The sequence below is a fragment of the Gammaproteobacteria bacterium genome (assembly GCA_016195665.1).
GTDB lineage: Bacteria > Pseudomonadota > Gammaproteobacteria > SURF-13 > SURF-13 > JACPZD01.
In genome coordinates this window covers 1-17,564 of sequence record JACPZD010000020.1, presented here as the reverse complement: position 1 = coordinate 17,564, position 17,564 = coordinate 1, and the positions used below count along the sequence as shown (strand labels likewise).

Sequence of the window (17,564 nt, the reverse complement as noted above, 5' to 3'; positions counted from 1 at the left end):
AATTTTACTTTATCCGGTGATGACTGTCCATTAAACGTGTTCCTATCGCAATCCCAACACGTCCTGCATGTCGTACAGCCCACGCTCCTTGCCCATCAGCCAGCTCGCGGCGCGCAGCGCGCCGTTAGCAAACGTCAGGCGGCTGGAGGCCTTGTGGGTAATCTCGACCCGCTCGCCGGCGCCCGCGAACAGCACGGTATGGTCGCCGACGATGTCGCCGGCGCGGATGCTCTCAAAGCCGATGGTCTCACGCTGCCGCTCGGCGCCGATTCCGCGGCTACGCCCGTAGACGGCGCACTCCTCCAGATTTCGCCCGAGTGCGCCGGCGATCACCTCACCCATCCGCAAGGCCGTGCCGGAGGGGGCGTCGCGCTTGTGGCGGTGATGGGCCTCGATGATTTCAATATCCGTCTCGGAACCGATGACCTGTGCGGCCAGTTCAAGCAGCTTAAAGCACAGGTTCACGCCGACGCTCATATTGGGCGCCAGCACGATGGCGATCTCCTTGGCGGCGGCCGCGATTTCTTCGCGCTGCGACGGTGTAAAGCCGGTGGTGCCGATCACCATGCGCCGTTGGTGTTCACGGCAATAAACGAGATTGTCCAGGGTGACGACGGGTTGGGTGAAATCTATCAGCACGTCGAAGGGCTGCTCCACCTTGGCGAGTCTGTCCACCACCTCGACGCCCAGCACCGGCACACCGGCGAGCCAGCCGGCGTCCTCGCCCGTCGCGGGACTGCCGGGCCGTGCGGTGGCGGCCGTCACCGTCCAATCGGGTTTGGCGTGGGTCGCTCCCGGCGTCCTGCCTCCCGCGACATTAGTACGGCCCTGTACGTCACAAGCCTGGATGATGCTCTTGCCCATGCGCCCGCCGGCGCCGCTGATGGCTAGTCTGATCATGTGCCCCTCCCCTCACCCTACCCTCTCCCGCGAGGGGAGAGGGGATGTTTTATAATTGCATATTCTCGAAGAACTTCTTGACGCCGTCGAGCCAGGAACTGGCCTTCGGGTTGTGTTTCTTGCCGCCTTCTTGCAACGCCTTCTCGAATTCCGTCAGCAGGGCCTTTTGTTTGGCATTGAGATTGACCGGTGTCTCCACCATGACCTTGCATAAGAGATCGCCCGTCGCACCGCCTCGCAGCGGCTTCACGCCCTTGCCGCGCAGGCGGAACAACTTGCCGGATTGAGTCTCCGGGGGAATCTTGAGCTTGACCCGGCCGTCGAGCGTCGGCACATCAAGTTCTCCGCCCAAGGTCGCGGTGACAAAACTTACCGGCACTTCGCAAAACAGGTCGTTATCCTCGCGGCTGAAGATCGGGTGCTCGCGAATGCTGACCTGCACGTAAAGATCGCCCGGCGGGCCGCCGCTGTCGCTCGGCTCGCCTTCCCCCGACAAGCGGATCCGGTCGCCCGTGTCCACGCCGGCGGGCGCCTGCACCGACAGCGTCTTGTGCTCTTGCAGCCAGCCTTGTCCCTGGCAGGTGACGCAGGGATCGGAAATCAGTTTACCGCTGCCGCGGCAGCGGGGGCAGGTCTGTTGTATCGAGAAGAAACCCTGCTGCATGCGCACCTGCCCTTGACCGGCGCAGGTGGGACAGACCGTGGGGCTGGTCCCCGGCTTGGCGCCGCTGCCGCTACAAACCTTGCAGGTCGTGCGGGTAGGGATGCGGATCTTGACGGTGGTGCCGTGCACCGCGTCTTCCAGACTGAGATCGAGGTTATAGCGCAGATCCGCGCCGCCCTGTGGACGCCCCCCCGCGCGCGCGCCGCCGAAGATGTCGCCGAACACATCCCCGAAGATGTCGCTGAAGTTGGCGCCGCGCCCATGGCCCGCACCGGCCCCGGCGCCCGCAGCGGCGGACGGGTCAACTCCGGCATGGCCGAACTGGTCGTAGGCGGCGCGCTTGCGCGCGTCGGTGAGGACTTCATAGGCCTCCTTGGCCTCCTTGAATTTTGCTTCGGCCTCTTTATCGTCCGGGTTGCGATCCGGGTGATGCTTCATGGCGAGACGCCGATAGGCCTTCTTGAGATCGTCTTCGCTCGCGTTGCGCGCGACGCCCAGCACTTCGTAAAAATCCCGTTTCGGCATTGCGTTTATGTTCCTACCGTATAAAAGCCACAGGCGCGGGGATCGCCTGCGCCTGTGTGTGTGCTACTGCATTATAGCTTATTGAAACAGGCCGAATGAATTCGGCGCCACAGGATGTTGGAAAAGGCCATCCATGGCCTTTTCCAACTCACAAAGCAAAAAATGCGATTTTTGCTTTGCGCCATTCTTCAAGCACATAAACCGTGCTTGAAGAATGGCGGCGCATCCATGCCCTGCACGCAGGCCTTTTTTCAACAGCCTGCTACTCTATTTTTTATTATCCTTCACCTCTTCAAACTCTGCATCCACAACATTGCCATCGCCGGGGCTCGCGCCTGCATCCTGGCTCGTAGCGCCCGCCGTTTCAGCGCCCGCTTGTGGCTGTTGTGCATAGAGCCGCTCGGCCATTTTTCCGGAGGCCTCGGTGAGCTCGCGCGTCCTGGCCTCAATGGCCGCCGCGTCATCGCCCTTCATCGCCTCTTGCAGAGCCTTGATGGCGGATTCGATACGTTCCTTCTCGCCTGCCTCGAGCTTGTCGCCCAGCTCCGTCATGGATTTGGTGGTGGCGTGGATCATGGCGTCCGCCTGATTGCGCGCCGTCACCAGGGTGTGGAACTTGCGGTCTTCCTCGGCGTGCGCCTCGGCGTCCTTGACCATGCGCTGCACTTCCTCCTCGGACAGGCCGCTGGAGGCCTTGATAACGATGGACTGCTGCTTGCCCGTGGCCTTGTTCTTGGCGGACACGTTCAAGATGCCGTTGGCGTCTATGTCGAACGACACCTCGACCTGCGGCACGCCGCGCGGCGCGGGCGGAATATCGGCAAGATCGAAGCGGCCCAGCGATTTGTTGGCTGAGGCGATTTCGCGTTCACCTTGCAACACGTGCACGGTCACCGCGGTCTGGTTGTCATCGGCAGTGGAGAACACCTGCGCCGCCTTGGTCGGGATGGTGGTGTTTTTTTCGATGAGCTTGGTCATCACGCCGCCCATGGTCTCGATGCCCAGCGACAGCGGGGTGACGTCGAGCAGCAGCACGTCTTTGACCTCGCCGCCCAACACGCCGGCCTGAATCGCGGCGCCGATCGCCACGGCCTCGTCGGGGTTGACGTCCTTGCGCGGTTCCTTGCCGAATAAATTCTTTACCACCTCCTGCACCTTGGGCATGCGGGTCTGGCCGCCGACCATAATCACGTCATCAATCTGCGCGGTCGTGAGGCCGGCATCCTTGAGGGCGATCTTGCACGGCTCGATGGTGCGCTGGATCAGCTCCTCGACCAGGGCTTCGAGTTTCGCGCGGGTAACCTTGATGTTAAGGTGCTTGGGGCCGCTCGCGTCCGCCGTGATATAAGGCAGGTTCACTTCGGTCTGCTGGCTGGAAGACAGTTCGATCTTGGCCTTCTCCGCGGCGTCCTTGAGGCGTTGCAGCGCAAGCGGGTCCTTGTGCACGTCTATCCCGGCGTCCTTTTTGAACTCGTCGGCCAGATAATCAATCAGGCGCAGATCGAAGTCCTCGCCGCCGAGGAAGGTGTCGCCGTTGGTGGACAACACCTCGAACTGGTGCTCGCCGTCCACCTCGGCGATTTCAATAATCGAAATATCAAAGGTGCCGCCGCCGAGATCATAGACGGCGATCTTGGTGTCGCCGCGTTTTTTATCCATGCCATAGGCGAGCGCCGCAGCGGTCGGCTCGTTGATGATGCGCTTGACCTCCAGGCCGGCGATACGCCCGGCGTCTTTGGTGGCCTGACGCTGCGAGTCGTTGAAATAGGCGGGCACGGTGATCACCGCCTCGGTGACCGGTTCACCCAGATAATCCTCGGCGGTCTTCTTCATCTTCATCAGCACGCGCGCGGAAATCTCCGGCGGCGCGATCTTCTTGCCGTTGACCTCCACCCAGGCATCGCCGTTGTCGGCGGGGACGATCTTGTAAGGCACCATCTTGATGTCGCGCTGCACGATATCGTCGGCGAATTTACGACCGATCAGGCGCTTGACGGCGAACAGGGTATTCTTGGGGTTGGTGACGGCCTGGCGCTTGGCGGACTGGCCGATCAGGATTTCATTGTCGTTGGTGTAGGCGACGACAGAGGGTGTGGTGCGGTCGCCTTCGCTGTTTTCAATGACACGCGGCTTGCCTCCCTCCATCACTGCCACGCAGGAATTGGTGGTGCCTAAATCTATGCCTATTATCTTTGCCATATCAGCTATCTCCGGTTATTCGGGTAAAGGGCCTAAGGCCCATTTAATTCGGGTATACGGTGTATATTGAGGCGGACGAGGCAATTTCAAGCCTGCCCATCCTCTACAGGAGCTGCGGACTCCGGCGCCTTGGAAACAATCACCATCGCCGGGCGGATCAAACGGTCGTGGAGCAGATAGCCCTTTTGACAGACGAGCAACACCGTATTGGGCTCGGCATCGGCCCGCTCCTGTACCGACATGGCCTGGTGTAATTCCGGGTTAAAGCGTTCGCCCTGCGGGTTGAGTTCCTTCACTCCGAACTTCTCCAGGGCGTTTTGCAGCATCTTGCGGGTAAGCTCCATGCCCTCGCGCAAACCCTTTACCGCATCCCCTTCGCCTTGACTGGCGGTTAAACCCAGCTCCAGGCTGTCTTTGACCGGCAGCAGTTCCTGCACGAACCTCTCCAGGCCATAACGGTGGGCCTGTTCCAGGTCGCGCTCGCCGCGGCGGCGCAGGTTTTCCAGATCGGCCTTGACCCTGAGCAGTTGGTTCCAGTGTTCATCGGCCTTGTTACGGGCGTCCTGCAGCAACAGGTGCACGTCCTCGGGGCCTTGTTCTGCGGATGCCTCGGGCGACACGGCCTGCTCCTGAGCGGCGCCAGGTTCTATATTCTCCATAACCACACTCCATAATTCAGATACAAGAGAAAAGATACAAGTGCCCTTTTCTCTTGCCTCTTTTCTCTTGTATCTGTATCTCAATAAAGCCTAGTCAGGCCAGATTCAAGGCCGCGCTCAGCAATTTGGCAGTGGTGTCCACCACCGGGATGATGCGCTCATAGACCATGCGCGTCGGCCCCACCACGCCCAGCACCCCTACTACTTTGCCATCCGCCTCATAGGCCGAGGTAACCACACTATACTCTTGTAAGGATTCGTGACCCGACTCCGCTCCAATAAAAATCTGCACCCCGCGGGCGTTGAGGCACTGATCCAGTAAATGCAGTATGTCGCGGCGGTGATTGAAGGCCTCGAATAACTGCCGCAGCTTGTCCACACTCGACATCTCCGGCAGGTTCAGCAAATTCGCTTGGCCACCCACCAGATAATCGCCCGCCTGGGGGACGCTTGGAAAGCCCTTTTCGGTCATTTCCACCGCCATCAGCATTAATTGATTAATGTGCTCGCGGGTCTCATGCAGGTCCTTCAGCAGGTTCTCGCGCACGCTGAAGACGTCCTGACCGGCAAAGCCCGCATTCAGATAGTTGGCCACGTGCTGCAGCTCGTTCGCGCTGTATTGACGCTCGGTCTGAATGATCCGGTTCTGCACGTCCCGCTCATTGGTCACCAGAATGACCAGCACCCGTTGCTCCGACAATAGCAGAAACTCGACCTGGCGCAACGTCATATGTTCGCGGCGCGGCAACATGACCACGCTGGCAAGCTGGGTGACTTCCGACAACAAACTAGACGCGTTCTCCAGCAGGCCCTGTGTATCCTTGTTCGGGTCAAGCTGATGCTTGAAGGTCTCCACCTCACCCTGGCCCAGGGACTGGATCGTAATCAGGCTGTCCACAAAAAAGCGATAGCCCTGAACCGTGGGGATACGCCCCGCCGACACGTGCGGCGAGGTAATCAGATTGAGATCCTCCAGATCGGCCAGGACATTGCGCACGGTCGCTGCGCTGATGTCCATGCCGGCGTCGCGCGCCAGCGCGCGCGAGCTGATGGGTTGCCCCTCGCGGATATAACGCCCGACCAACGCCTTCAAAAGCAGTTGGGCACGTTCACTGATGATGTGTTGAGTCGCCACGGTTACTACCTATTTTAGCAGTCTCAGGGCGAGAGTGCTAAGCCAAGTTACCAACCCCATCCCCGGCTGTCAATAACCGGGCATTCCATGGCTATTCCCCGTCAAATAAGGTATAGCTGCAAATGAGGCTATGTGCTAACTTGAATACAAAAAACGGATAGGAAAAATGGGACAGCCATTCAACTGTGTAGGCCTGATAGGCCGGTACGGTGATTCCAGCGTTGGAGATACCCTCAAGACGCTCAGTAATTACCTAAAGCACCGGGCTATCAAGGTGTGGTTAGAAGAGGCCACCGCAAACCGGGTGCCTGACCACGGCCTCGAGACGGCCTCGCTTTCCGCCATGGGCGCCTCCTGCGACCTGGTGATTGTGGTGGGAGGTGACGGCACCCTGCTCAACGCCGCGCGCGCGCTGGTCGGCTATTCTATCCCCTTACTGGGGATCAACCTCGGCCGGCTCGGCTTTCTGGTGGATCTTTCGGCGAGCGAGATGCTGGTGAGGCTGGACGAAATCCTGGACGGCCACTATCTGCAGGAGGAGCGCATCCTGTTGCATACGGAAATCCTGCGCGATGGAAAGTGTATCAGCCATAGCAACGCCCTCAATGACGTGGTCGTGCACAAGTGGAATGTGGCGCGCATGATTGAGCTCGACACCTACATCAACGGCCAGTTCGTCAACAACCATCGTTCCGACGGCATCATTATCGCCACTCCCACCGGCTCCACGGCCTATGCCTTGTCGAGCGGCGGGCCGATCCTGCACCCCGCCCTGGACGCCATCGTGCTGGTGCCGATCTGCCCCCACACGATGAGCAACCGGCCCATCGTGGTGCAAGGCGGCAGCCAGATCGAGATCGTGGTGAAAGACAGCGCCCGCTCGCACGCGCAGGTGACCTGCGACGGCCAGATCCGTCTAAATCTCGCACCCGGCGACCTCATCAAGATCCAAAAAAAGGACCAGCCGATACGCCTGCTTCACCCCGCGAATCATGATCCCTACGCGATTCTGCGGGCGAAGCTACACTGGGGCGGGCAACTGTAATCTATAAATAATTTACCGCAGAGGACGCAGAGGAATACCATCAAGAAGATTTTGTTTCACCTCCTCGTCCTCTGCGGTGAAGCTTTTTCATCTTATCTTATGGATACGCTTTAAGTCTTTTATGCTCACCCACATCGCCATCCGTGATTTTGCACTGATCGAGCGCCTGGAGTTGGACTTCGGCAGCGGGCTCACCGTGCTCACCGGCGAGACAAGCGCGGGTAAATCCATCCTCATAGACGCGCTGAACCTGGCGCTGGGGGACCGCGCCGACAGCACGGTGGTGCGCAGCGGCAGCGAACGTGCCGAGATCCGCGCCGTGTTTGGTATCGGTGCGCTGCCGGCCGTCAAACACTGGCTTGCGGAACACGACATCGAGGCCGATGACGAGTGTCTGCTGCGCCGCGCCATCACCCAGGAAGGCCGTTCCCGCGGCTATATCAACGACAATCCCGTCACCCTGCAATCCTTGCAGGAATTAGGTGAAATGCTGGTGGACATCCACGGCCAGCATGAACACCAGTCCCTGCTGCGCACCGAGATGCAACGCCAGATGCTCGATGATTACGCCGGCCACGCCGCGCTACTCAATGCAGTGGCGGCTCTTTATCAACGCTGGAAAATGGCGGTTAAAGAACTGGCCGAACTGGAGCGCAGCACCGCACAAGGCCGCGCGCGCGGGGAGTTGCTGCGCCACCATGTACAGGAACTCTCCGCCCTGCAGTTGGGTGCTTCAGAGTGGGCGGACCTCAACGAGGAACTCAGCCGCCTCGCGCATGCCGGGCGCCTGATGGACACCTGTCAAAACGCCCTCGACCGCCTCTACGAGGCCGACGAAGGCGCGCTGTACAGCATCCTGACCGGTCTCCAGAAAGATCTCGGCGCGATGCAGGGGCTGGATCACCGTCTCGATCCGCTGACGCCACTGCTCGAAGGCGCCGCGATTCAGATTCGAGAGGCCGCCGACGAGCTGCGCCGTTACCTCGACAAACTCGATCTCGATCCGCAGCGCCTGCAGTCGGTGGAGCAGCGCCTCGGCAGCATTCACGATCTCGGCCGTAAACATCACGCCGCCCCTGAAGCGCTGCCCGATCTGCTTGTTCGCCTCACCCAGGAACTCACCGCATTGCAAAACAGCGATCAGCGCCAGGGCGAATTAAAAGAACTCATCGCGGCGCACCGCAGCGCCTATCTGGAGCGGGCCGAGGCGCTCAGGCTAGGCCGCGCCAAGGCGGCGCGCACGCTGAGTGAGCGGGTCACCGCGGCCATGCAGCAACTCAACATGGCGGGCGGAAGTTTTGAGGTGAAGCTGGAATCGTTGCCTGAAGAGCAGTACTCGGCGACGGGAAAAGAGCGCGTGGAATTTCTGGTGAGCGCGAATCCGGGTCAGCCTCTGAAACCGCTCAACAAGATCGCCTCGGGGGGTGAGTTGTCGCGCATCAGCCTCGCCATCCAGGTCATCACCGCCCAGAACGGCCGCATCCCCACGTTGATCTTCGACGAGGTGGACGTAGGCATCGGCGGAGCGGTCGCCGAGATCGTCGGACAACAGTTGCAGGCACTGAGCCAAACCCGGCAAGTCCTCTGTGTGACGCACTTGCCGCAGGTCGCCGCCCAAGGCCGTCACCATTTGCAGGTGAACAAACAAACCGGCAAAGGCGTCACCCGGATCAGTCTCAAGGAATTATCCTCTGCGGAGCGAGCCGATGAGATCGCCCGTATGCTGGGCGGTGTCAAGATCACCGAGCAGACGCGCTCGCACGCCGTCGAAATGCTGGCGCAGGCGCAGTCGAAAGAACAGAAGCTAAAAAAACCCCGGCGCAACTCTGGTTACTAGGGAGTTCATTAGTAAGATGACATCTCCATTACGTCCCCGCCCCCTGTTCAGGGGGCGGGACAGGGTGGGGGTAGAGTAAAAATTAAGATTTTTACTAAGAAGAAACGAAGTAAGCGAACATCGCTTACTTCGTTTCTTCTTAGTACGCAGCGCTACCAGTAGCGCACTCGTCCCACATCCACATGCACGAAATCGGAGCGCGGATAATAGCCCACCCCGCCACCTTGTAACGCGACGGCCGTCTTACGCAGTACGGCGAGATCGCATCCCGGCACGCGTATGTCTATCGCCAAGCCCTGCATGTGCAGGCTGTGCTTCGCCACGCCTCCGCTGCGTTCGGCCAGCATGGCGTTCGTCTCCTTGGAACGGAAACCTGAAATAACATGGAAGGGTTGCCGGCTGTCAAGCCTGGCGCTGATGGAATGCAACAGGTCCAGAAGCTGCGGATCCATGGCGCCGACCTGTTCGTTGCGGTGATCGCGCAGGATGTGGTTGATCTCGGCCAGGGCGCTGGGGATATATTCGCCATTGGCGCAGTACACCGTCTTGATCTGCTCGCCGGTGTGGGTGTTGTAGAGCCCCAACGCACGTTCCGGGAGAGCTGCGGGATGCACGCCTGCAAAAGACTTGAAAGGCGCCAGGCTTGCCATGCCTGCGAAGGCGCCGAGCTTTAAGAAATGCCGGCGGGTAAGGTGATCGGGTACAAGTGATATGTACTTACACCAGTCATTCATTCAACAACCTCCTGCTGGTTAACTGCATACAAACCGACCTCGCGGGCCACGCCTTCCTTGCGCTGCACGACCTCCTGCACCCGTTGCCAGTCAATTTCGCCGTCAATTCTGGCATCCGCGGCCAAATTTTGCACCCTTTTTAACGGATCACCCCCCTTCCTGTAAATATCCCGATGGACTTCGAGAAAGATGCGGCCGTCGTCCAGCCGTGCTAACAACACCGGCGCATAGACAATCTCACCGTCCTGTTCGTCGGAAATAAGTGGAAATAACGCCGCAATATCATCGGGATGGAGACGGATGCAACCGTGGCTGCGAAACTGATAAACGCTGGTCGGGGCGATGGTGCCGTGAATGCCGATACCCGGAATGCTGAGACCCAACCAGTAACGGCCCAGTGGGTTGTCCGGTCCCGGCGGCACCTTGGTCTTCACCACCTTACCCTCGCGGCGCATCTCTTCCTGGATGGAGATGGGGACATCCCAGACCGGGTCTTCCTCTTTGACTAATACCGTGAATTCACCCGTGGGCGTGGGCCAGTCGGGGCGTCCCAATCCCACCGGATAGTAGACGATAGGACTGCCGCCCTGTAACAGAAACAACATGCGTTGTGGCAGATTGATAAGGATGCCGTCTTCAAGTTGTTTAGGAATGATATGGCGGTTATCAATGAGCAGAACTTGACCCGGCTGCAAACGGCTGTTGGGGGCTAAGCCGTTGTCCCTCGCCAAGACCGCCGCCTGAACACCGTAGCGTGCCCCAAGGGCTAGTAGGGTGTCGCCAGCCCGCACGGTATAGGCCAGTTCCACGCCGGCTAAAGTATCAGGAAGCTCGGTCTGATCCTGTGCATGGGCTATCGAAATCCAGACGCACAGCGATACCAGACAACCAAAAAATCCGTTTTTCATTGTTGTTGTAGGTTGATGAGCGCATATACTGAGTCCGCGCGCCAAGCGGCCCTAAGCTCCGCCCGCCCGTGCCTACTCAGTCTTGCCCTGCTGACAGTTCTTACAAATTCCGTAGATGTACAGCGAGTGATCGGTCATCGCGTAACCCGCCTTCTTGGCGATGGCGCGCTGCCGCTCTTCTATGACTTCGTCCACAAACTCTTCAATCCTGCCGCATTTGACACAGAGCATGTGGTCGTGGTGCTTGCCTTCGTTGACTTCAAACACCGAGTGGCCGCTCTCGAAATGATGCCGGGTGACGAGGCCCGCGGCCTCAAACTGGGTGAGCACGCGGTACACGGTCGCCAGACCCACATCCTCGCCGCTGTCGAGCAGGGCCTTGTAGACATCTTCCGCACTGAGGTGTCTGGCCTTGCTCTGCTCCAGCATGTGCAGGATCTTGATGCGCGGCAGGGTCGCCTTGAGGCCCGCCTTTTTAAGATCACGACTCTCCATGTCAACGTCCTCCCTGCAATTCTATTCGCGGCTGGCTTGGGGTATCATTCATTCTTTCATTATAAAGCAGATCAAGATGCAAAAGCTTCTCATTTCTCTAGTAACCGGCGCCGCCCTCATGGTGTCCGCCTGCTCCGCCCCATCCATACCCGGCGCTTACAAGATTGATATTCCTCAGGGCAACGTCATCACCCAGGAGATGGTGGACAAGTTAAAACCCGGTATGGACAAGAGCCAGGTCGTGTTTGCCCTCGGCTCACCGATGCTTGTGGACGTGTTTCACCAGGAGCGATGGGACTACGTCTACAGCCTGCAACCCGGCGGCCAGGATCGCCAGCAGCGCCGTATCTCGTTGTTTTTTGAGGATGGAAAATTGAAGCGGGTGGAGGGCGACGTGAAGGCCGGCTCGGCTCAGCGAATACCCCAGGATAAAAAAGAGAGCACTGTGATCGTGGACACCCAGCCACAAGAGCAAGGGTTTTTTAGCCGTCTGAAAGGTTCTCTGGGGCTGGGTGGCAAGGAATCCGGTTCAAGCCCCGCGCCCGAAAACACGCAACCCGCCCAGCCCAGCGAGGAAACGACAGGCGCCCCGTTACTTACCGCCCCAGCGCCCTAGCCTATCCGCCCTCTTCTTCAGTAGCATCGAACCCGGCCACTGCACCTGTCGTTCAGTTGCTAGCTAGTCACTGTATCTTTGCCATACATATCGTTGGCGCGCTGGCAAAAGGCATCCACCAGCGTATTGGTGATTTGATGAAAGACGGGTCCAAACACCATCCCGACCAGTCTATTTGAAAATTCAAAATCCATATCCAGAGACACCTTGCAGGATTCCGGCGCCAACGCGTCAAAACGCCAGAAGCCTTCCAGATGACGAAACGGTCCTTCCAGCAAGCGGATCTCAATCATCTTGTTTTTCTGCAAGCGGTTACAGGTGGTAAACGACTTCTGCAACCCGGCCCGCGCCAGTTCGAGCACCGCGCGCACTTCGTCGGCGTCGCGGCTCAGTATCTCGGCGGAAACACACCACGGCAAGAACTTCGGGTAAGACGCGATATCATCCACCAGCACGTACATCTGCTCGGCGGAGTAAGACACCAAGGCGCTGCGGCTGATCGTTGTCATGTCATTCTTGGTCCGGCCCACTTGGTCAAGCAGATTAAACTTCTTGGCAACTCTCGAATCACGCTTAGTCAAAAAGGTAGTCATTGTCGGCGAAAATAACCTTCCCCTCAAGCCTTCTAAAGTATACCTGCTGCCGGCCGTCCTCTATAATGGCTTGATGTCCAAAGCAAAAACAAAGGGAGCCACCCCGGCGACCATCGCCCTCAACAAAAAAGCCCGCCACGATTATTTTCTGGAGGAGCGCTTTGAGGCCGGCCTCGCCCTGGAGGGCTGGGAGGTCAAAAGTCTTCGCGCCGGACGTATCCAGCTCAAGGAAAGCTACGTGCTGCTCAAGGATGGCGAGGCCTGGCTGTTTGGGGCGCACCTCTCGCCGCTGCCCACCGCCTCCACCCACATTCACCCCGACCCCCTGCGCACCCGCAAATTGCTGCTGCACAAAGACGAGTTGAGCAAGCTGATCGGCGCCGTGGAGCGCAAGGGCTACACCTTGATACCGCTTGCCATTTACTGGAAAAAAGGCCGCGCCAAGCTGGAGATCAGCCTTGCCAAAGGGAAACAGACCCACGACAAACGGGACACGGAACGCGACCGCGACTGGCAGCGCGAAAAGGAGCGGTTGCTCAAGACCCATTGATGCTGGCCGGGAACTTTTAGAAGGGCTATACTGTCTACCATCATGCAATCCAGGGACGGGTTGCGACGATTTACTCCATGGGGGCGACCTGGCTTCGACGCGGGTTACAAAACCTGAGGGGCATGCCGAGGTGCAGTTCACCTCGTAAATCAAACTGCAAAAATATAGTTGCCAACGACGACAACTACGCCTTAGCGGCTTAATCCCCGCTAACCTCTGACTGAAGCCGTGCTTGTGCGTTCAGAGTCCGCAAGGACATTCAGAGGTCGACTCTCACAAGATCGCGCTGCGGTTCGTCCAGGGTCAATGCGCTAAATTCTTACTGGACTCGCCTGTTGTGTTCCCTGCCTGTCGGGTAGCAACGGGTTAAATCCAATGACCAGGCTACGCATGTAGAACCAAGGGCGGCGAACTTACGGACGCGGGTTCGATTCCCGCCGCCTCCACCATCTAACAAAGGCCGGAGATCTCCGGCCTTTCTTTTTTCCGCTCTTCTGCGCCCTTTGGCCGATTTCAAGTCACGCACCCCGCCACCTCACCCATATCGACCGCCGCACGCAGACTCTCCCGATCCCGGAATATCGTAAGTACAGCACGCACCCTGCCGTCCGCGAAGTAGCGCAGCGTACAGTCGTGGTCCTGGATGCTGCCGTCGATCTCGATGCGGTCCCAGTGTTCGGCGTGGCCGACGTAGTTGAGCGTGACGTCGTAGTGCGCGCTCCAGAAGAACGGTACGGCGGTGTAACGTTCGCGGCGTCCGAGCATGTTGCGCGCGGCGGTTTGTCCCTGCCGCTGCGCCACCACCCAGTGTTCGATACGCACGCGTTCGCCGCTGCGTGAGTCGAGATAACGCGCAATATCGCCGGCGGCGTAAATACCGGGAACGCTGGTTTCGAGATATGCATCGACCAGCACGCCGTTGTCGACAGCCAGCCCGGCCTGCTGCGCAAGATTCACCGCCGGTCGGACACCGACGCCGACCACCACCAGATCGGCGGAAATGCGTTCCCCGTTCTTGAACGTGACCGCTTCGTCGGTGATCGCTATCGGTTTGGTATCGAGATGAAAGATGACGCCGTGCGTCTGCTCGTGCAGGGCGCGGATGAAGTCGCCGATCTCCGCACCCAGGATGCGTTCGAGTGGCCGCGCGCCCGGCGCGACCACATGCACCTCCAGCCCGCGCGCGCGTAACGATGCCGCCGCCTCCAGCCCGATGAAACTCGCGCCGATCACCACGGCGCGTTTGGTATTTGCAGTGGCGGCGATGATCGCACGACTGTCGGGCAGACTGCGCAGGTAATGGACGTGCGGCAGATCCGCGCCGGGTATCGAGAGGCGCACCGGTTCGGCGCCGGTCGCGAGCAGTAACGCGCCGTAGCTGAGCGCACGACCATCCGCGAGCTTGACCTGACGCCGCGATGTATCGATCGCTGTCGCCGCGACGCCGGTAATTAGCTCGATGTCGTGGTCGCGGTAATACGCCTCCGGCATCAGCCACAACCAGTCTTCCGGCATGCTGCCCGCGAGATACTCCTTGGAAAGATTCGGGCGATCGACCGGCGGATTCGCTTCGGCGCCGATCATGGTGATGGCGCCGCGATAACCTTCCCTGCGCAGCATATCGACCGCCGCGGTCCCGGCGGCGCCCGCGCCGATAACGACTACCGAGTCCGGCGCCTGCGTCGGTGCGGGGCGCGGTTGCGGCGCCGGTTTGCGCACGGCGAGACGAACGTTATCGCCTTCCCGCTCCACCCGCCAGCACGGCAGGGGTTTGAATGCCGGCGCCGCCAAGGCCTCGCCCGTGCGCAGACTGAAACAGGCGTGATGCCACGGACAGCGCACCGTGTCATCGACCAGGATGCCGTCGGTCAACAGCGCACCGTAATGCGTACACGCCGCGCCAACGGCGAACACCTCATCGCCACGACGCGCGAGCAGCACGTGTTCGCCCTCGGCGTGCCCGAGCAGCATTTCGCCATCGCGCAACTTGGCGAAGGAGTAACCTTGGGTGAAATCGGGACCGCTCAATTGTTTTGGTTTGGACATGGTCGACCTCTTCAGTATTCCATTCCGCAAATGCGTCGTCCGGATAGCAGTACGGCCATCGTTCCTTGGCGCCGCCGAAGCCGAAGTTGGACAGCACCACATCAATCTTCTTTTGTCATTCTCAGCCTGATTTCAAGGATTGTAACGCAATCCTGTCCGACCGCAATTATAATGTTGGCACATTGCATGGCGCTTCCCTGTGTAATGAGGGCAATGGCCGGAATCCGTGAAGGTGCATCCGGCTTGATACAATTCCAGAAGACATGAACGAAGGTGACCCGCCCCACCGTTTAACAACGGCCTGAAACCTCCGGCCTTTATATATCCATCCTATGCGCTTTGATGTCATTGTGGTTGGCGCCGGCGCCGCCGGCATGATGTGCGCCGCGCAGGCCGCAAGGCGCGACCGGCGCGTATTGTTGATAGATCACGTACAACAGATCGGCGAGCGCATCCGCATCTCCGGCGGTGGGCGCTGCAATTTCACCAACCGCAACATCGGCCCGGATAATTTCCTCTCGCAGAATCCGCATTTCTGCCGCTCGGCGCTCGCCCGCTACTCGCAACACGACTTCATTGCGCTGATCGAGCGTTATCGCATACCGTATCACGAGCGCGAACACGGCCAGCTTTTCTGTGACGATACCGCGCAGGACATCGTTGACATGCTCAAAGCCGAGTGCGACGAGGGCGGCGTGCAGTGGATGTTTCCATGCGCAGTGCAGGGCATCGAACGCATAGCGGGTGACGACGGCCTGCGCTTCGCGGCCGCTACTGACCGTGGCGCCTTCCGCTGCCGGTCGCTGGTGATCGCCACCGGCGGCCTCGCCGTTCCGAAACTCGGCGCCAGCCCCTTCGGCTACAAGGTCGCCGAGCAGTTCGGACTGCGCGTCGTACCGCCCAAACCCGCGTTGGTGCCGCTGGCACTCGCGCCGGAAACACTCACGCCGCTGAAACCTCTCGCCGGCGTTGCACTTGATGTCGCCACGCGCTGCGACGGCGTGCAATTCCGCGAGAACGTGCTCATCACCCACCGTGGACTTTCCGGCCCTGCCATTTTGCAAATTTCAAGCTATTGGCAGATGCAGGACTATAACGAGATTCCCAACGGCAAAAAGCAGCCCGTAACCATTGATCTTCTACCCGGCGCCGACGCCGCAGCATGGCTCGAAGGACACCGCAACAGCAAGGCGCTGCTGTCCAACCTCCTCGCCGAACGACTGCCGCGCCGCTTCGCGCACGAGTGGTGCGCGCTGCACGGCTGGGAAAGGCCGCTGAATGAATACTCCAGGCGCGACCTCGAAGCCATCACGCACGCCCTCAAGGCATGGACGCTGACGCCCTCCGGCACACTCGGTTACGCCAAGGCCGAAGTTACCTTGGGCGGCGTGGACACCAACGAACTCTCGTCGAAAACGATGGAGTCAAAGACCGTGCCGGGCCTCTACTTTATCGGCGAGGTGGTGGATGTCACCGGCTGGCTCGGCGGCTACAACTTCCAGTGGGCCTGGTCGTCGGGCCGGGTTGCGGGACAGTTTGTGTGATTCTCGATATCACCCTAGGGCGAGACTGGCATATTCACGCCGCCTCCATTAATTTTAAAATACAGGAACGGCTTAGTTACAACAAGCTGGTCTGAAGCACTCCTGTCTATTCCCGCAGGCGCGCAAAATCCAGCATCTCCGCCATGCGCGCGTTTTTGTCGCGCCATTCGTAAAACACGGTCTCGGATAACTTTGCCCACGCGATGGCGCCTCGGCCTGTCGATTGTGACGGGCGCCTCACACCCGGCTTTTCGGTCCAGGCAGCTCGGACCAATCGAGGCCGAGTTCCTCGCAGACCCGGCGCACGTCGCGCGGATCGAGGTCCTTGCGCGAACCACCAAGAGGCGCCTGTGATGTCCGCCCTTCTCGATGCACAGTCACCATGACATGACCCTCGCCGCGCTCCTGATGCTCATGAGGGTCGAAGCGACACCCTTGCGCCGCCAGCCATTTCCGAAATGTAGCGCTTTCCATTACCGTCCTCCTGTTCATGACGTGACTTAGCCCGCATTCATTAAGAAGAATAAACGCCCCTTTTCTGAATAGCCAGCCTCTTTATCTGAATAGCCACCCGTATTCAACAGGTTGCTCGCCCCGCCATAGCCACTAAAAATGGCTCGATTAGGCAGCCCTGCCGAGTAAAACCGGCAATTCATCCGAAAGGACTGCTCAAGAAACCCACCCGGCCATATTGGGAGCAACTTTGGGGGCAACAAAGAAATACAAACTGGTTTACAGCAAGCATTCATAAGGCTTTCAGAGGCGAAAGCGAGTGACGCCGCCCTACCATTTATATTCTATAAATAAGATTAAAAAACATCTTCAATATATTGAAATACATTTATTTTTAATCATAAATGCCCTGGCAAATACCGTCTGATTTTGTCCCTGCGTTCCGCCTTACAGTCATCCGGCTTGGTCTTGGTAGTGGTCGAACAGCTCGTCACCATCATAAGAATTCGCCCTCTCCCTCCGGGAGAGCAACCGTGTTCCAAGTCAAGCGATTTTGGGGTTCCACGGGGTATTGTTTTTTAACATAGAATTCATGATGGTTAACAATTTTCTCATGCAAGCAACGATCACGACTTTAGGCGGTTTGCCAGCCTTTTTCAGG

The 17,564-nt window shown here is 59.1% G+C and carries 17 protein-coding genes and 1 other RNA gene; 6 read left to right on the top strand and 12 right to left on the bottom strand.

Annotated elements, in window-relative coordinates; translation table 11 throughout:
- Positions 1 to 42 precede the first annotated feature (42 nt).
- From dapB to hrcA, 6 genes are all read right to left on the bottom strand, one after another.
- Positions 43 to 900, bottom strand: a complete 858-nt coding sequence (gene dapB, locus HY028_05255; protein ID MBI3344252.1) for a 4-hydroxy-tetrahydrodipicolinate reductase — start codon at positions 898 to 900, stop codon at positions 43 to 45.
- A 49-nt stretch (positions 901 to 949) separates the two neighbouring features.
- A complete protein-coding gene (dnaJ, locus tag HY028_05250; GenBank protein MBI3344251.1) occupies positions 950 to 2,089 on the bottom strand; it encodes a molecular chaperone DnaJ in 1,140 nt (379 codons plus the stop codon).
- A 78-nt stretch (positions 2,090 to 2,167) separates the two neighbouring features.
- Positions 2,168 to 2,344 carry a hypothetical protein gene (locus HY028_05245; GenBank protein ID MBI3344250.1) on the bottom strand — a complete coding sequence of 59 codons (177 nt, stop codon included), beginning with the start codon at positions 2,342 to 2,344 and terminating at the stop codon, positions 2,168 to 2,170.
- A gap of 12 nt (positions 2,345 to 2,356) precedes the next feature.
- Entirely contained in the window at positions 2,357 to 4,288 is a 1,932-nt protein-coding gene (dnaK, locus tag HY028_05240; GenBank protein ID MBI3344249.1) for a molecular chaperone DnaK, read from the bottom strand.
- A gap of 86 nt (positions 4,289 to 4,374) precedes the next feature.
- Entirely contained in the window at positions 4,375 to 4,947 is a 573-nt protein-coding gene (grpE, locus tag HY028_05235; protein MBI3344248.1) for a nucleotide exchange factor GrpE, read from the bottom strand.
- A 94-nt stretch (positions 4,948 to 5,041) separates the two neighbouring features.
- Complete coding sequence (gene hrcA, locus HY028_05230) at positions 5,042 to 6,082, bottom strand: heat-inducible transcription repressor HrcA (protein ID MBI3344247.1); 1,041 nt, start codon at positions 6,080 to 6,082, stop codon at positions 5,042 to 5,044.
- A 166-nt stretch (positions 6,083 to 6,248) separates the two neighbouring features.
- Between hrcA and HY028_05225 the strand changes: the two genes are divergently transcribed.
- A complete protein-coding gene (locus tag HY028_05225; protein MBI3344246.1) occupies positions 6,249 to 7,127 on the top strand; it encodes an NAD(+) kinase in 879 nt (292 codons plus the stop codon).
- 121 nt (positions 7,128 to 7,248) lie between these two features.
- On the top strand, positions 7,249 to 8,964 hold the full coding sequence (gene recN / locus HY028_05220; GenBank protein MBI3344245.1) for a DNA repair protein RecN: 1,716 nt from the start codon (positions 7,249 to 7,251) through the stop codon (positions 8,962 to 8,964).
- Positions 8,965 to 9,116: 152 nt separating this feature from the next.
- Here the strand turns inward: recN and HY028_05215 are convergent, their stop codons facing one another.
- The 3 genes from HY028_05215 to fur form a co-directional block, all read right to left on the bottom strand.
- The gene (locus HY028_05215; protein MBI3344244.1) at positions 9,117 to 9,698 is read right to left on the bottom strand and encodes a DUF882 domain-containing protein; all 582 of its coding nucleotides are present in this window, start codon (positions 9,696 to 9,698) and stop codon (positions 9,117 to 9,119) included.
- Positions 9,695 to 10,606 carry a L,D-transpeptidase family protein gene (locus HY028_05210; protein MBI3344243.1) on the bottom strand — a complete coding sequence of 304 codons (912 nt, stop codon included), beginning with the start codon at positions 10,604 to 10,606 and terminating at the stop codon, positions 9,695 to 9,697. The genes HY028_05215 and HY028_05210 overlap by 4 nt, the downstream gene beginning before the upstream one ends.
- A gap of 72 nt (positions 10,607 to 10,678) precedes the next feature.
- Positions 10,679 to 11,101, bottom strand: a complete 423-nt coding sequence (gene fur, locus HY028_05205; GenBank protein ID MBI3344242.1) for a ferric iron uptake transcriptional regulator — start codon at positions 11,099 to 11,101, stop codon at positions 10,679 to 10,681.
- Between the two features lie 76 nt (positions 11,102 to 11,177).
- On the opposite strand from fur, the gene HY028_05200 reads away from it, so the two are divergent.
- Positions 11,178 to 11,717 (top strand): outer membrane protein assembly factor BamE, encoded by a 540-nt coding sequence (locus HY028_05200; GenBank protein ID MBI3344241.1) that lies wholly within the window; start codon positions 11,178 to 11,180, stop codon positions 11,715 to 11,717.
- Positions 11,718 to 11,776: 59 nt separating this feature from the next.
- Here the strand turns inward: HY028_05200 and HY028_05195 are convergent, their stop codons facing one another.
- Positions 11,777 to 12,226, bottom strand: coding sequence for a type II toxin-antitoxin system RatA family toxin (locus tag HY028_05195; protein MBI3344240.1), 450 nt, complete (start codon positions 12,224 to 12,226; stop codon positions 11,777 to 11,779).
- Positions 12,227 to 12,383: 157 nt separating this feature from the next.
- Between HY028_05195 and smpB the strand changes: the two genes are divergently transcribed.
- Both smpB and ssrA read left to right on the top strand, forming a co-directional pair.
- Positions 12,384 to 12,860, top strand: a complete 477-nt coding sequence (smpB, locus tag HY028_05190; protein ID MBI3344239.1) for an SsrA-binding protein SmpB — start codon at positions 12,384 to 12,386, stop codon at positions 12,858 to 12,860.
- 79 nt (positions 12,861 to 12,939) lie between these two features.
- Positions 12,940 to 13,309: a transfer-messenger RNA gene (gene ssrA / locus HY028_05185) on the top strand.
- Positions 13,310 to 13,373: 64 nt separating this feature from the next.
- Here ssrA and HY028_05180 read toward each other — a convergent pair.
- On the bottom strand, positions 13,374 to 14,906 hold the full coding sequence (locus HY028_05180; protein MBI3344238.1) for an FAD-dependent oxidoreductase: 1,533 nt from the start codon (positions 14,904 to 14,906) through the stop codon (positions 13,374 to 13,376).
- 332 nt (positions 14,907 to 15,238) lie between these two features.
- Between HY028_05180 and HY028_05175 the strand changes: the two genes are divergently transcribed.
- Positions 15,239 to 16,450: an NAD(P)/FAD-dependent oxidoreductase gene (locus tag HY028_05175; protein ID MBI3344237.1), complete on the top strand. Its 1,212-nt coding sequence runs from the start codon at positions 15,239 to 15,241 to the stop codon at positions 16,448 to 16,450.
- Between the two features lie 237 nt (positions 16,451 to 16,687).
- Here the strand turns inward: HY028_05175 and HY028_05170 are convergent, their stop codons facing one another.
- Positions 16,688 to 16,924 carry a hypothetical protein gene (locus HY028_05170; GenBank protein MBI3344236.1) on the bottom strand — a complete coding sequence of 79 codons (237 nt, stop codon included), beginning with the start codon at positions 16,922 to 16,924 and terminating at the stop codon, positions 16,688 to 16,690.
- Positions 16,925 to 17,564 lie beyond the last annotated feature (640 nt).